Genomic DNA, 14,238 nt, shown 5'->3' with positions numbered 1-14,238 from the left:
GCCCCAGGCGACCAGCCTCAGTTGCCGTGGTCTCGCCCGCTGCTCACCTCTTCAGGCACCGGCTCGCCGGACATGCGCTTGCGAAATAGGGCAGCCCTGGCCAGCAGCAGCGTGGTCACGGGCACGGTAATGGACAGCAGGACCGGAATCAGCCAGGCATGTAGCACCGGGCCTTGCTTGACCCACGAGAAATACAGGATCGAAGCCAGGCAGACACACCAGGCGCCGAGGGTCGAAGCCAGGGCAGGTGGGTGCATGCGCTGGAAGTAGTCCTTCAGGCGCAGCAGGCCGAGGGCACCGATCAGGGCGAACAGGCTGCCGCCAAGCAACAGCAGTGCAGTGATCAGTTCCAGCCAGAATGGCAACTCCAGGGTTTCGTTCATTCGATCACCTCGCCGCGCAGCAGGAATTTGGCCAGGGCGAACGAGCCGACGAAGCCGAACAGGGCGATCAGCAGGGCGCCTTCGAAGTAGGTATCGCTGGCGTAGCGGATACCCAGCACCAGCATCATCAGCATGCCGAGGATGTACAGGTAGTCCAGTGCCAGGACCCGGTCCTGGGCGCTGGGGCCGCGAAACAGCCTGACCAGCGCCAGGGCCATGGCAGTGGCGAAGATGAACAGGCTGGCGAGAATGGCGTTGGCGAGCAGGCCAGTCATTCGAAGATCTCCATCAGCGGGCGTTCGTAGGTGTGCTTGAAGTGCTCGATGAAAGCCGCTTCGTCCTCCAGGTCGAACACATGCAGCAGCAGGACGCTGCGGTCCAGCGCCAGCTCCGACCAGACCGTGCCAGGTACCACCGTGGTGATCATCGACAACGCTGCTAGGCCATGGGCGTCACGCAGGGCCAAAGGAATATGCACGAAGGCCGAACGTGGCGAGCGTCTGCCGGCCATGAGCACACTGCGCGCCACCAACAGGTTGGAATGAAGGACATCGAGGCCCACCCGGCCAATCAGCCGGGCGACCACCAACGGCCGACGCACATGAGCGTGCTGAGGGCGCAGCGGGGTCATCAGCACCGGCGCCAGGGTCGCAAGGACCGCCGCGAGCAGCAGGTTGCCTGGGCTGATGGACAGGTTCAGCAACAGCCACAGGACGAACAGCGACACGGACAGCAGCGGGGCGGGGAACAGTCGCTTCATGGCTGCACCTGCGCATCGAGGGTGGTTGGGCCAGGCAGCGGACGGGTCGCCATCACGGCATCGATATAGGTATCGGGTGCCTGCAGGCTGGCCGCCGTGTCCTGGGTGTAGCGCAGCAAGGGTTCGGCCTGGATGCTGAGCAGGATGCACAAGCCCAGCAACAGGACGATGGGCAGGCATTCATAGCGGCGCAGCAGTGGCGAGGGGCGCTCCTCGGGCTTCCAGAAACGCTGGATGCCGACCCGTCCGAAGGCGATCAGCGAGGCCATGCCGGAGAGGATCAACAGGGCCACCAGGCCCCAGGCGGTAGCGGACAAAGGCTCATCGTTCGGCGTGCCCAGGCCTTGGGGGTTGAACAGCGCACTGATCAGGCTCAGCTTGCCGATGAAGCCCGACAAAGGTGGCATGCCGATGATCAACAGGGCGCAGGCGATGAAGCTCAGGCCCAGGAAGGCCATGGTCCAGGGAATGACCTGGCCGATCACGGCCTTTTGTTCGTCGTCGAGGTTGATGCCCTTGGGCGGGTGCAGCGACTCCAGGGGAGGGGGGATGGCATCTTCCTCGTCGTCCAGGGGCGCTTCGTTGGCTGAACGCGAGCGCTCTACCAGCTCGGCGAGCAGGAACAGTGCGCACAGGGCCAGTGTCGAGCTCACCAGGTAGAACAGTGCACTGCCGGTAAGGATCGGCTGGCCGAAACCGACAGCCCCCAGCAGGGTGCCGGCCGAAACGAGAATGCTCAGTGCGGCCAGGCGCTCCAGACGCTGGGCGGCCAGGATCGACACTGCGGCGACCGCCAGGGTCGCCAGCCCGCCATAGACCAGCCACTGCCCGCCGAAATGCGCCGATGCGCCGGCCTGGCCGGAAAAGAGCAAGGTCCACAGGCGCAGCACGGTATACAAGCCGACCTTGGTCATGATGGCGAACAGTGCCGCCACCGGTGCGCTGGCCGAGGCATAGGCCGGTACCAGCCAGAAGTTCAGCGGCCAGATGCCGGCCTTGACCAGGAATGCCATGGCCAGGATCGCCGCGCCCGCGTGCAGCAGACCCCGATCGGCTTCCGGTACCAGGGGGATCTTCAACGCCAGGTCGGCCATGTTCAAGGTGCCGGTCACGCCATAGAGCATGGCGGCGCCGATCAGGAACAGCGACGAGGCGAACAGGTTGATGGCGATATAGTGCAGGCCTGCCTTGACCCGCGCCGGCCCCGAGCCATGCAGCAGCAGGCCGTAGGAGGCAGCGAGCAGCACTTCGAAGAACACGAACAGGTTGAACAGGTCAGCGGTCAGGAAGGCGCCGTACAGGCCCATGAGCTGGATCTGGAACAGCGCGTGGAAGCTGGCACCTGCGCCATCCCAGCGAGCCCTGGCGAACAGCAGTGCACTGACGCCGACGATGCCGGTAAGGGTCAGCATCAACGCGGACAGGTGGTCCACGACCAGGACGATGCCGAACGGCGCTGGCCAGTTGCCCGGCAGGTAGACACCGATGGATTCGGCCTGCCCCTGGCTGCGTACCCAGCCGAGCAGGGTGACGGCGATGCCCAGGCCCGCCAGGGTCGACAACAGGTTCAGACGGCCCTTGAGCGGGCGTCGCTTCTCGCCAAGCAGCAGCATCAACGCTGCCGTCACCAGTGGCAGCAGGATCGGGGCGATGATCAGTTGGTTCAACCCGCTCATTCTTCACGCTCCCGGCCGTCGACGTGGTCGGTGCCGGTCAGCCCGCGCGAGGCCAGCAGCACCACCAGGAACAGCGCGGTCATGGCGAAGCTGATGACGATGGCAGTGAGCACCAGCGCCTGGGGCAAGGGGTCGGTGTAGTTGAGCAGGTCCTGGGGTACGCCGTCCTTGATGATCGGCTCCTTGCCGATGAACAGGCTGCCCATGCTGAAGATGAACAGGTTGACGCCGTAGGACAACAGGCACAGGCCCATGATGACCTGGTAGGTCCGTGGACGCAGGATCAGCCAGACCCCGGAGGCGGCCAGGACACCGATGGCCACGGCAATGACTTCTTCCATCAGGCGGCTCCTGCTTGGCTGGACTTGGATGGGCTGCCCGGGCGATGGGCGCGCACCGACTGGTGCGCCAGGGCGGTGAGGATCAGCAGCGTGGAGCCGACCACGACGGTGTAGACGCCGATGTCGAAGAACAGCGCGCTGGCCACGTGCAGGTCACCGAGCAGCGGCAGGTGCAGGTGGGCGGTATGGGTAGTCAGGAACGGGTAACCCAGGACCATTGCCCCGGCACCGGTCAAGGTGGCGCATAGCAGCCCTGTGCCCATCCAGCGCAGCGGGCGCAGGCTCATCTGTGCCTCGACCCACTGGGTGCCGGCGACCATGTACTGGAGGATGAACGCCACCGACATCACCAGCCCGGCGACGAAGCCGCCGCCAGGCTGGTTATGGCCGCGCATGAACAGGTACATCGACACCAGCAGGGCGATCGGCAGCAACAGGCGCACCAGGGCCGCAGGCACCATCATGAAGCCAAGGGCGGTGTCGGTGGCGTGGCGCGGGTTGATCAGGTCGGTGACCACGTCCGGTGCCAGCTGGCGCTGCTGGGCAGGCAATTGCATGCTTTCCTTCGGCGGGCGGAAGCGCCGCAGCAGGGCGAACACGGTCAGGGACACGGCCACCAGCACGGTGATCTCGCCCAGGGTGTCGAAGCCGCGGAAGTCCACCAGCATGACATTGACCACATTGGTACCGCCGCCCTGGGGCAGTGCCCGGCTCAGGTAGAACGACGAGATGTCGTTGGGCGTCGGCCGGGTCAGCATGGCGTAGGAAAGCAGGGCCATGCCACCGCCGACCAGCACGGCCAGCAACAGGTCGCGCAGGCGCCGCAGGCGTGCGCGCTCCTGGGTGCCCGCCAGGGGCGAGACACCTTCGATCCGTCGCGGCAGCCAGCGCAGGCCGAGCAGGATCAGCACCGTGGTCACCACCTCGACGGCGAGCTGGGTCAGGGCCAGGTCCGGTGCCGAGAACCAGACGAACGTGATGCAGGTCATCAGGCCGCATACGCTGACCATGATCAAGGCTGCCAAGCGGTGATACTTGGCCTGCCAGGCTGCACCGATGGCGCAGGCGATGGCGATCAGCCAGAGTGCGACGAACACGCCCGAACCCGGGATCTTTGGCCGGTCGCCCCAGCTCAGGCCGCTGTAGAGCATCGGCATGAGGCCGGCGATGAACGCGGCCAGGGTCAGCATGAACAGCTGCTTCTGCAGGCGCCGGGTGGTCAGTAGCCTTTCGATGCGACGGGCCAGCAGCATCAGGTGTACGAGGCCGCGTTCGAACAGGCGCTTGCCGTTGAAGCGCTCGATCAGCGGCGGGTGTGGGAAGCGGCCACGGCGCAGTTGTTCACGCAGCAGCAGGTAGAGCACGATGCCACCGCTCATGGCGATCAGGCTCATGATCAGTGGGGCGTTCCAGCCGTGCCAGATGGCCAGGCTGTATTCAGGCAAGGTGCCGCCCACCACGGGTAGCGCGGCGGCAGCCAGCAGCGGGCCGACCGATTGCGCCGGGAAGATCCCCACCACCAGGCAGGTCAGTACCAGCAGCTCCACGGGCGCGCGCATCCAGCGGGGTGGCTCGTGGGGTGTGTGCGGCAGGTCCTGGGCGGTAGGGCCGAAGAACACGTCGACGGTGAAGCGCAGCGCATAAGCCACGCTGAAGGTGCCGGCCAGGGTGGCGATCACCGGCAATGCGGTCTCGACCCAGGCGGTGGACGAGATGAATACCGTTTCGGCGAAGAACATTTCCTTGGACAGGAAACCGTTCATCAAGGGCACGCCAGCCATCGAAGCGCTGGCCACCATGGCCAACGTGGCGGTGAAGGGGATCAGGCGGAACAAACCGCTCAGGCGGCGAATGTCGCGGGTGCCGCTTTCGTGGTCGATGATGCCAGCGGCCATGAACAGCGAAGCCTTGAAGGTGGCATGGTTGAGAATGTGGAACACGGCCGCCACGGCCGCGAGCGGGCTGTTCAGGCCCAGCAGCAGAGTGATCAGGCCCAGATGGCTGATGGTCGAATAGGCCAGCAGCCCCTTGAGGTCGTTCTGGAACATTGCCGCGAACGCGCCCAGCAGCAAGGTCAGGGCACCGGCCCCGCCGACGATCCAGAACCATTCTTCGCTGCCCGAGAGCACCGGCCACAGCCGTGCCAGCAGGAATACGCCGGCTTTGACCATGGTGGCCGAGTGCAGGTAGGCCGAAACCGGGGTGGGGGCCGCCATGGCGTGGGGCAGCCAGAACTGGAAGGGGAACTGCGCGCTCTTGCTCAGCGCGCCGATCAGGATCAAGGGCAGCAGCACCGGGTACAGCGTGTGCTCACGGATCAGCTGGCCGGCAGCCAGGACCTTGTCCAGGTCGTAGCTGCCGACCACATGGCCGAGCAGCAGCACCCCCACCAGCATGCACAGGCCGCCCGCGCCAGTGACCATCAACGCCATGTAGGCACCGCGGCGGGCATCGCTGCGATGGTGCCAGTAGCCGATCAGCAGGAAGGAGAACAGGCTGGTCAGTTCCCAGAAGAACACCAGCTGGATCAGGTTGCCGGAGATCACCACCCCGAGCATGGCGCCCATGAAGGCCAGGAAGAACGCGAAGAAGCGCGGCACCGGGTCCTGGGGAGACATATAGTAGCGTGCGTACAGCGACACCAGGGTGCCGATGCCCAGCACCAGCAGGGAGAACAGCCAGGCGAAGCCGTCCATGCGCAGCACCAGATTCAGCCCCAGGCTCGGCAGCCAGAGGAATTCCTCGCGAATCACGCCGCCGTGGGCGACCTGCGGGTACATCAACGCCACCTGGATGGTGCCAGCCAGGGCCACGAGCCCGGCGAGAATGGACTCTGCGTTACGTGCGTTGTGCGGCAGCACAGCTGCCAGGCAACTGCCCACGAACGGCAGAAGCAATAGCACTATCAAGGACATAGCGTTCTAATCTGGAGAAGTTTGGCAAAGATCATACGTGCCGCACGGGTGATCACCAACACGCAAGCGGCTGCACGATCTTCTAAATGCGGCGTGACAGGCTGTTTTTTTATAACAGTTTTTTTCAAAGCATAGCTGCTGTCCGGCGCTTCACAGGCCCGGTTCGCGCTCTGGATGCTCTTCGCGTTCCTGTACCACTGGGGCCTGGCTGGCGCGGCGGATCTTCAGTTCGCTGACCACTACGGCAATCACGATCAGCAGGCCTCCTAGCAGCGCGACGCCCGGTAGGCGCTCGCCGGCGATGCGGCCGACGACGCCCGCCCAGACCGGCTCGCCGGCATAGATGAGGGTGGCTCGCGTGGGCGAAACGGATTTCTGCGCCCAGTTCATCGCCACCTGGATCACTGCGCTCATCGCCCCCAGGCCAAGGGCGCTGCAAAGCAGCAGCCAGGAGAAGCCCGGCAGGGCTTCCTGGGTCGGAACGATCATCAGGAAGGCCAGGGCCGAGGCGGTCGCCAGTTGCACCACGGTGACCCGGCGCACATCGACCTGGCCGGCATAGCGGCTGATGAGAATGATTTCGCCAGCGATCGCCACGGCACTGACCAGGGTGACCAGCTCGCCTTCGCTGAAATGCAAGGTGCCACCGTTCGGGCCGGCCAACAGCACCAGCCCGACGAACGCCAGGCAGATGCCAAGGCTTGGCATCAGGCCGGGGCGACGGCCGAGTACCAGCCATTGCAACAGGGGTACGAAGGGCACGTAGAGGGCCGTGATGAAGGCCGACTGGCTGCTGCTGATGGTTTGCAGGCCCATGGTCTGCAAACCATAGCCGAGCATGATCGACACACCGATGAGCATGCCGGCCTTGAGCTCCGTGAAGGTCAGCCCCGGCAGCGAGCGGGCCGACACCAGGCCGACGAACACGGCGGCCGCGGCAAAGCGCAGACCGACGAAGAACATCGGGCCACTGACGGTCATGACATTGTGCACCAGCAGGAAGGTGCCACCCCAGAGCATGGTGATGAATACCAGCACCAGTTCCGCCTTGCTCAGACGCAAGGAGACGGCGGATTGGGTGGGCAGGCTGGGCTGGCTCATGGGCTTGCTTACTCGACAGGGGCGGCGCACAATCGCCGCAAAGTGGGCAGTATACTGCGCAATCCCTACCTGTGAGCAATATAGTGCACAAAGATTCTTCGCACCGGGCATCGGTGCTGCAACATGTCAGCCAGAACGTTCGCCAGTTACGCAGCGTTGCCGGGCTGAGCCAGACGGCACTGGCCGAGCGCTCTGGGGTCAGCCGGCGAATGTTGGTAGCCATCGAGGCGGGCGAAAAGAATGTCAGCCTCACCACCCTCGACCTGATCGCCGAAGCCCTGGGTGTGGCGTTCAGCACGCTCATCCAGGCTCCCGACCGACGTGACCCCAGCCGTATAAACGAGCTGGCCTGGGCCGGCGAGCATGCCGGGAGCAAGGCCATCCTGCTGGGCAGCAGTCCGGCCCGGCGTGAGGTCGAGCTCTGGGAGTGGACCCTGGCGCCGGGCGAATCCTACGCCAGCGAAGCCGACGCCGAGGGTTGGAGCGAGCAGATCTACGTGGCTGCCGGCTGCCTGACGCTGGTCATCGAAGGGCGTAAGCTGCGCTTGCAGGCGGGCGAGTTCCATGTATTCCCCAGCAACTGCCGGTACGTGTACCGCAACGATGCCAGCGAGCCCACGCGGTTCGTGCGCAACGTGGTGATCTGAGCGCTTTAGCGGCGGTATTCGGCGAGCAATTGCTCGGTGCTCTCGACCCGGGCATAGGCGAAGGCCAGCGCCGCCATGGAGGCCGCCTGGACCTGCGCTGCGGGGACCTGCTTGCCGGCGAAGTCCAAGGGCAGGGTCGCGCACGCATCGTGGGCTACTGCCACTTGATAGCCATGGTCGGCCGCCGCGCGGGTGGCCGCGTCGATGCACATGTGGCTCATGCTGCCGACGATGGTCAGGGTCCGGACGTCATGTTGGTCCAGCAGGGCCTTGAGGTTGGTATCGCGAAACGCATTGACCTGGTGCTTGGTGACCACGGCTTCGCCGCTGGCCGGCGCTACCTTGTGATGGATCTGCGCACCCTCCGAGCCCGGCGTGAAGAATGGCGCGTCGGCGCTTTCGAATTCATGGCGCACGTGTACCACCAGGTCGCCCCGGCTGCGGGCCGCGTCCAGCAGGCGAGCCGCGTTGTCGGCGGCGCTGTCGGCACCGTCGAGGGTCCACTTGCCGCCGGGGAAGTAGTCGTTCTGGATGTCGATGATGATCAGGGCCTGCTTGCTCATGCTGCCTCCTGTGGCAGTAGTGGTTGGTTGAAGATAGTTATAGGCTTGGGCGATGTTCCCTGGGATTGGCGCGATCGACACAATGACGGCAAAAACTGACAGCCCCGCTACCCTGGAAATCGGTGTTCTGGTCTATCCAGGGGCGCAAGGCGCCGCCGTGCACGGCCTGACGGACCTGTTCACGGTGGCCAACCGGGTCGCCGCCGAGCTGGGCGAAGGCAGCCTGCCACGCCTGCGTGTCAGCCATTGGCAGGTCGACGATGAAGGGCAGTTGCAGGCCATCCATGACAGCCTGGCGCAACCTCGCCATGCGCTGCGTGCCCTGGTGATCCCGCCGAGCCTGGAGTCGGCACCGGCCCCTGCGTTGCTCGAGCGTCACCGTACTGCCCTGTGCCAATGGCATGGGCAGGGCACCGTGCTCGCTTCGGTGTGCATCGGGGTGTTCTTCATTGCCGCCAGCGGCCTGCTCGATGGGCGAGCGGCGAGCACCCACTGGAACTATGCGCAGGCATTGGGCGAGCGCTACCCCAAGGTGCGGGTGGAGGCCAACCAGCCGCTGCTCGATGACGGCGACATCGTGACATCGGCCGGCTTGATGGCCTGGACCGAGCTTGGCCTGCGCTTGCTGGAGCGTTTCCTCGGTGCGACCCTGGCCCGGGAAACTGCCCGTTACCTGGCCGTGGAGCCGTTGGCCAGCGCTTTGCCGGGCGCGCGTTTCAGCCCGCGGTTGGACCATGGTGACGAAGCGGTGCTCAAGGTCCAGCATTGGCTACAGGGCAACGGGGCGCAAGAGGCCGACCTGGCCAGCATGGCGTTATGCGCCGGCCTCGAGCCGCGGACCTTCCTGCGCCGCTTCCGCGCGGCCACCGGGCTGCGGCCGACCGAGTACTGCCAACAGGTGCGCGTGGTGCGGGCCTGCCGGTTGCTGGAGTTTACTCGACGCAGCGTGGACCAGATCGCCTGGGGCGTGGGCTACCAAGACCCGGGCGCGTTTCGCAAGGTGTTCCAGCGTATCGTCGGGTCGACCCCCAGCGATTACCGGCGACGCTTCATCGCCCAGCCCTGACATCTCCTAATGGGCGGGTGGATGCGGGCCGGGGCCCTGCTCGGCCAGGCGGTCGTGATGATTGCGCAGGGGGCATTCCTTCAACGACAGGCAGCCGCAGCCGATGCAGCCGTCCAGCTGATCGCGCAGCAAGATCAGTTCGTCGATCCGCCGGCTGAGGTCGTCACGCCAGCGCGCCGATAGCCGGCCCCAGTCTTCGGCGCTGGGCGTGTGGTCCCTGGGCAGGGTGTCCAGGGCCTGGGCGATGTCGGCCAGGGCGATGCCCAGGCGCTGGGCCATCTTGATCACCGCCACCCGGCGCAGCGTGGCCCTGGGATAGCGGCGCTGGTTGCCCGCATTGCGGATACTGTGGATCAACCCCTTGGTCTCGTAGAAATGCAGCGCCGTGACGGCAACGCCGCTGCGTGCGGCCAGTTGGCCGACGCTCAGCAGCTTTTCTTCGCAAGAGGGCGTTTTGCCTGGCATGGGAAGAAATTCCTTGACCTTGACTTAAGTCGAGGTTTTACCCTGCAAACCATCGCGCTGCAAGCGTCCGGAGCAAGGAGACAGTCCATGGCGGCCCAGCCCACGACCTTATGGTTCACCCAGATGATCGAATACGAAGTGCCAACGATCCGGCAGCAGGCGCTGGCCGAGGCCTTGGTGGTGCGCAGCGAAGCGTTGGCGGCGCGTTGCGAGGGGCTGCTGGCGGTCAGTATCCAGGCCAGCGACGATGGCAGTCGAGTATTGCAGTACCTGCAATGGCAATCACGCCAGGCGTGGGCTGCGGCGGCAGATTGCTTCGTGGAGGAGCCGTTCCTCGACTTGCTGTGCCAGCACCAGGCGCGGGGCATCAATTTCGCTGCCTACCAGACCCTGCGCAGCCTTGTGCGAGGCGCCGATGGCGAGTTGCAGTGCCAGGTGGGCGAGCCTCAGGCGTACCAGGGAGCGTAATGCGGGTAGCGGTCCAGGCGTGCGCCTATGACCATCTCCTCGATCCAGGACGCGAGCATGGCGCTGTAGGCCTTCTGGCATTCCTCGCTGGAAAGGGCATGGTCGGCGCCGTCGACGATACGGTGGGTCAGCGAGTGGGCCGCGACGAACGCCGAGCGATAGCTCATCAGCGTATTGTGCGGCACATAGTCGTCGTTTTCGGACTCGACCAGCAGCACGTCACCGCCGAACTCGGCACAGGCGGCCAGGGCCCGATTATCGGCAGGGCCCAGGATACGCTGGCGATAGCTGTTCAGGCGCTGCCGATCCAGGGCCTGCTTGGGCGTTTCCCAGTCATCGTCCCAATACAACGCCGGCACCCGCAGGGCCAGCCATTTGACAGGCCTCTGGGTCGTCAGCAAGGTCGCCAGGTAGCCGCCATAGCTGCTGCCGATCACGGCAATGGCGCCCGGGTCCACGGCGGGGTGGTTGGCCAGCCGGTCGTAGGCGGCCAGCACGTCGCCCAGGTTCTGTCGGCGGGTGACGGTCAGGCGCTGGCTTTCGGTCTTTTCGTGGCCGCGCAAGTCGAAGGTCATGCATACGCAGCCAAGCCCGGTGATGTTGCGTGCCCGGGCCAGGTCGCGTTGCTGGCTGCCGCCCCAACCGTGGACGAAGAGAATGCCCGGCATCTTGCTGCCTGGGCTGACCACGGTGCCGGCGATCCGGTCGTCCTCGACCTGCAGCTCGACTGATTCACTCTGGATGGTCATGGTGGCGTATCCGTGCATACTTGCTGAGTTGTCCGAGTTCACTGTCGTTTCCCTGGTAGAAAAGTGTGGCGTCGGCAGGCAGTTCGGAAAGGCCGAAGACTTCATGGCTCGAGGCATGCACCCGTTGCAGGGCCGGGTCGTCGGCGAAGGCCTGCAGGGCCAGGATCTCGGCGCTGCTGGCCCCACCCAGGCGCCAGGACTGTTCCAGCACCCCGCTGCGCAGGCGCTGCCGGTGATCTCGGCCGCGGGCGATGTCATAGTTGCGGCGGGAAGCGATGAAGCCAGGAAAGTGCCGTTGCGCGGCGCGTTCATAAGTCATGGCCTGGTTGATGGCCAGGCGCAGGTGTTCTTCAAGCGGTAGCTGCAGCAGGGACGTATAGCCGCCTCGCACCACGACCAGGTCAGAACCGCCATAGACCTCGGTGCCCTGATGATCGCAGGTCAGGCGCTGGGTGCCATAGTAGCTGCACACCTGGTCGCCGACGCAGGCCTGGCCCACGCTATAGGTCTCGACGTCGTCCAGGTTCTCTTCCAGCACGAGCCCGACAAGCCCCAGTGTTGCGTCGTCCATCTGCGCCAGCAATGGCTCCAGGTCCTCGGCGTGCTCGACCACCTCCTGCCCCCGCCCGGCGCAGGCCAGCACTGGCTTGACCCGGATCGGCCCCTCGCGCAGGAGCAAGGCCGCAGCCTGCCGGGCATCGGTCTTGCTGAACACCGTGTAGCCGCGCAACAGGGCGTCGCGGGCGTCGCGGGCGAAGGCATCGGTCCAACCTGATGGGAAGCTCGCCCCGGTTAGCAGAGGGTGGGAAATGGCCTTGGTGGCCATGAAGGGGTGCGTGACCAGGCCGCCGAACAGGTCGTGCTCGTCCACGATCCCCAGGGGGCGGTAGCGCTGCGGGTCGACCAGGGTTTCGGTCGGTAGGTAGTAGTAGCGATCGTCGCTACCAGGGTGCTGGTCAGGCGTGGCCTTGCCAATGCCGAGCAGGCGCGCCAGGTAATCGAGGAGCTTGAGATGGACCGCGTGCTCGTGGTCGGGCGTGTGCTCGCGGGTATCGAGCAGTACGACGGCGGTCTTCGGATCACGGGGTCGGGGCATGGGCGATAGGTGTCCGCTAGGTATGTATGGTGTCTGAAGCCGCTTGGCCGGCCAAAGTTCAGCGCAGTCGATCGGTGGCAGGTGGCTCGAATCGTTGGCCGGGAAACATTGCGTACCTCGTCGTGATTGCGGCGCTTGGCCGGCTGTTCCATTATCAGCGCCCTGGAATAGTCGAAGGTGTATCCGCAGGAGTGCGTATGAACAGTCAGTCCCCGATTCAGCAAAGCGTGCAGGCCCGCCTGGCACGTGTGCGCGAGGTGATGGCCAACGACGGGCTGGATGCCCTCCTGGTGCCCTCGGCCGATCCCCACTTGTCCGAATACCTGCCGGGGCACTGGCAGGGGCGGCAATGGCTGTCCGGCTTCCATGGGTCGGTGGGCACCCTGGTAGTGACGGCGGGCTTTGCCGGGCTCTGGGCCGACAGCCGCTATTGGGAGCAAGCGCAGCACGAACTCGCCGGCAGTGGCATCGAACTCATGAAGCTGCTGCCTGGGCAGCCCGGAGCGCTGGAATGGCTTGGCGAACATATCAAGCCCCAGGGCACGGTTGCCGTCGATGGTGCGGTCATGGCCCTGGCGTCCGCCCGGCTGTTGGAGGAGCGCCTCAGGGCGAAGGAGGCGCGGCTGCGCACCGACTTGGACGTGCTGGGCAAGGTGTGGGATGACCGGCCGGCACTACCGGGCAATGCGGTCTACCAGCACCTGCCACCCCATGCCAGCGTCAACCGTGCGCAGAAGCTCGTCGAGTTGCGTCGCACGCTGGTTGAGCGAGGCGCTGATTGGCATTTCCTCGCCACTCTCGATGACATCGCTTGGCTGTTCAACTTGCGGGGCAGTGATGTCTCCTACAACCCGGTGTTCGTTTCCTTCGCACTGATCGGGCAGGAACAAGCGACCCTGTTCGTTGGGCTGGACAAGGTCGATGAGCATCTGCGACAGGTATTGGCGGCAGATGGCATCGAGGTTCGCGATTATGCCGATGTGGGCCAGGCCCTGGGCAGGATCGCGCCGGGCAGCCGCCTGCTGGTGGATCCGGCGCGCGTCACCTGTGGTTTGCTGGGGCACTTGGATGGGCGCGTGCAATTGGTCGAGGGCGCCAACCCCACCACCTTGAGCAAATCGCGCAAGAGCGAGGATGACTTGGTGCATATCCGCCGGGTCATGGAGCACGATGGCGCCGCGTTATGCGAATTCATCGCCTGGTTCGAGGCGAACCTGGGCAAGGAAACCATCACCGAGCTGACCATCGACGAGCGGTTGACCGCAGCCCGGGCGCGTCGGCCGGATTTCGTGTCGCTGAGCTTTTCCACCATCGCGGCGTTCAATGCCAATGGCGCCATGCCGCATTATCGGGCGACCGAACAATCCCATGCGGTGATCGAGGGCGATGGCTTGCTGTTGATCGACTCGGGTGGCCAATACCTGGGCGGTACCACTGATATCACGCGGATGGTACCGGTCGGCACGCCGAGCCTCGAGCAACGCCAGGACTGCACGCGGGTGCTCAAGGGCATGATCGCGTTGTCGCGGGCCAGGTTCCCGCGAGGCATTCTTTCGCCCCTGCTCGACGCCATCGCCCGCGCGCCGATCTGGGCGGATCAGGTCGACTATGGCCATGGCACCGGTCATGGCGTGGGGTACTTCATGAATGTACACGAAGGGCCCCAGGTCATTGCCTATCAGGCTGCAACATTGCCGCAGACGGCGATGCAGGTGGGCATGATCAGTTCGATCGAGCCAGGCACCTACAGGCCGGGAGCCTGGGGCGTACGTATCGAGAACCTGGTGGTCAACCGGGAAGTTGGCAAGAACGCCTTTGGCGATTTCCTGGCGTTCGAGACCCTGACCCTTTGTCCGATCGACACGCGCTGCCTGTTGCCCGAGCTGTTGGGGCAGGAGGAGATCCAGTGGCTCAACGCCTACCATGCGACCGTGCGTGAGCGGTTGGCGCCTTTGCTCCAAGGAGAGGCGCTGGCCTGGCTGGAGGCCCGAACGGCGCCTATTTAACC

Annotated in this window: 15 protein-coding genes; 4 read left to right on the top strand and 11 right to left on the bottom strand. The window is 65.2% G+C overall.

The genetic code is table 11. The features are described from left to right. Positions 1-17 precede the first annotated feature (17 nt). The 7 genes from K8374_RS15380 to K8374_RS15350 form a co-directional block, all read right to left on the bottom strand. Positions 18-383 (bottom strand): Na+/H+ antiporter subunit G, encoded by a 366-nt coding sequence (locus K8374_RS15380; protein ID WP_224456278.1) that lies wholly within the window; start codon positions 381-383, stop codon positions 18-20. Then, on the bottom strand, positions 380-658 hold the full coding sequence (locus K8374_RS15375; protein ID WP_084854726.1) for a K+/H+ antiporter subunit F: 279 nt from the start codon (positions 656-658) through the stop codon (positions 380-382). The genes K8374_RS15380 and K8374_RS15375 overlap by 4 nt, the downstream gene beginning before the upstream one ends. Beyond that, complete coding sequence (locus tag K8374_RS15370; protein WP_224456277.1) at positions 655-1,143, bottom strand: Na+/H+ antiporter subunit E; 489 nt, start codon at positions 1,141-1,143, stop codon at positions 655-657. The genes K8374_RS15375 and K8374_RS15370 overlap by 4 nt, the downstream gene beginning before the upstream one ends. Further along, positions 1,140-2,819 carry a monovalent cation/H+ antiporter subunit D gene (locus K8374_RS15365; protein WP_224456276.1) on the bottom strand — a complete coding sequence of 560 codons (1,680 nt, stop codon included), beginning with the start codon at positions 2,817-2,819 and terminating at the stop codon, positions 1,140-1,142. The genes K8374_RS15370 and K8374_RS15365 overlap by 4 nt, the downstream gene beginning before the upstream one ends. Then, positions 2,816-3,160 (bottom strand): Na+/H+ antiporter subunit C, encoded by a 345-nt coding sequence (locus tag K8374_RS15360; RefSeq protein ID WP_084854729.1) that lies wholly within the window; start codon positions 3,158-3,160, stop codon positions 2,816-2,818. Before K8374_RS15360 ends, K8374_RS15365 begins: the two co-directional genes overlap by 4 nt. Next, entirely contained in the window at positions 3,160-6,075 is a 2,916-nt protein-coding gene (locus K8374_RS15355; RefSeq protein WP_224456275.1) for a monovalent cation/H+ antiporter subunit A, read from the bottom strand. Before K8374_RS15355 ends, K8374_RS15360 begins: the two co-directional genes overlap by 1 nt. Positions 6,076-6,225: 150 nt before the next feature. Then, positions 6,226-7,176 (bottom strand): DMT family transporter, encoded by a 951-nt coding sequence (locus K8374_RS15350; RefSeq protein ID WP_224456274.1) that lies wholly within the window; start codon positions 7,174-7,176, stop codon positions 6,226-6,228. Positions 7,177-7,259: 83 nt separating this feature from the next. Between K8374_RS15350 and K8374_RS15345 the strand changes: the two genes are divergently transcribed. Then, positions 7,260-7,823, top strand: coding sequence for a helix-turn-helix domain-containing protein (locus K8374_RS15345; RefSeq protein ID WP_224456273.1), 564 nt, complete (start codon positions 7,260-7,262; stop codon positions 7,821-7,823). Positions 7,824-7,828: 5 nt separating this feature from the next. On the opposite strand, the gene K8374_RS15340 is transcribed toward K8374_RS15345, so the two are convergent. Next, complete coding sequence (locus tag K8374_RS15340; RefSeq protein WP_224456272.1) at positions 7,829-8,386, bottom strand: cysteine hydrolase family protein; 558 nt, start codon at positions 8,384-8,386, stop codon at positions 7,829-7,831. Positions 8,387-8,468: 82 nt separating this feature from the next. On the opposite strand from K8374_RS15340, the gene K8374_RS15335 reads away from it, so the two are divergent. Then, complete coding sequence (locus K8374_RS15335; protein ID WP_224456271.1) at positions 8,469-9,452, top strand: GlxA family transcriptional regulator; 984 nt, start codon at positions 8,469-8,471, stop codon at positions 9,450-9,452. A gap of 6 nt (positions 9,453-9,458) precedes the next feature. Here the strand turns inward: K8374_RS15335 and soxR are convergent, their stop codons facing one another. After that, a complete protein-coding gene (soxR, locus tag K8374_RS15330) occupies positions 9,459-9,917 on the bottom strand; it encodes a redox-sensitive transcriptional activator SoxR (protein WP_084854734.1) in 459 nt (152 codons plus the stop codon). Positions 9,918-10,004: 87 nt separating this feature from the next. Here soxR and K8374_RS15325 point away from each other — a divergent pair, with 87 nt between their 5' ends. Beyond that, positions 10,005-10,385, top strand: a complete 381-nt coding sequence (locus K8374_RS15325; protein ID WP_224456270.1) for an antibiotic biosynthesis monooxygenase — start codon at positions 10,005-10,007, stop codon at positions 10,383-10,385. Here K8374_RS15325 and K8374_RS15320 read toward each other — a convergent pair. Further along, a complete protein-coding gene (locus K8374_RS15320; RefSeq protein WP_224456269.1) occupies positions 10,364-11,134 on the bottom strand; it encodes an alpha/beta hydrolase family protein in 771 nt (256 codons plus the stop codon). The genes K8374_RS15325 and K8374_RS15320 overlap by 22 nt on opposite strands. Further along, positions 11,118-12,230, bottom strand: coding sequence for a DUF3182 family protein (locus K8374_RS15315; RefSeq protein ID WP_224456268.1), 1,113 nt, complete (start codon positions 12,228-12,230; stop codon positions 11,118-11,120). Before K8374_RS15315 ends, K8374_RS15320 begins: the two co-directional genes overlap by 17 nt. Before the next feature lie 197 nt (positions 12,231-12,427). Here K8374_RS15315 and K8374_RS15310 point away from each other — a divergent pair, with 197 nt between their 5' ends. Further along, positions 12,428-14,236, top strand: coding sequence for an aminopeptidase P family protein (locus K8374_RS15310; RefSeq protein WP_224456267.1), 1,809 nt, complete (start codon positions 12,428-12,430; stop codon positions 14,234-14,236). Positions 14,237-14,238 lie beyond the last annotated feature (2 nt).

This window comes from Pseudomonas sp. p1(2021b) (assembly GCF_020151015.1).
GTDB classification, from domain to species: Bacteria; Pseudomonadota; Gammaproteobacteria; order Pseudomonadales; family Pseudomonadaceae; genus Aquipseudomonas; species Aquipseudomonas putida_K.
This window is presented reverse-complemented; position numbering and strand designations above follow the sequence as displayed.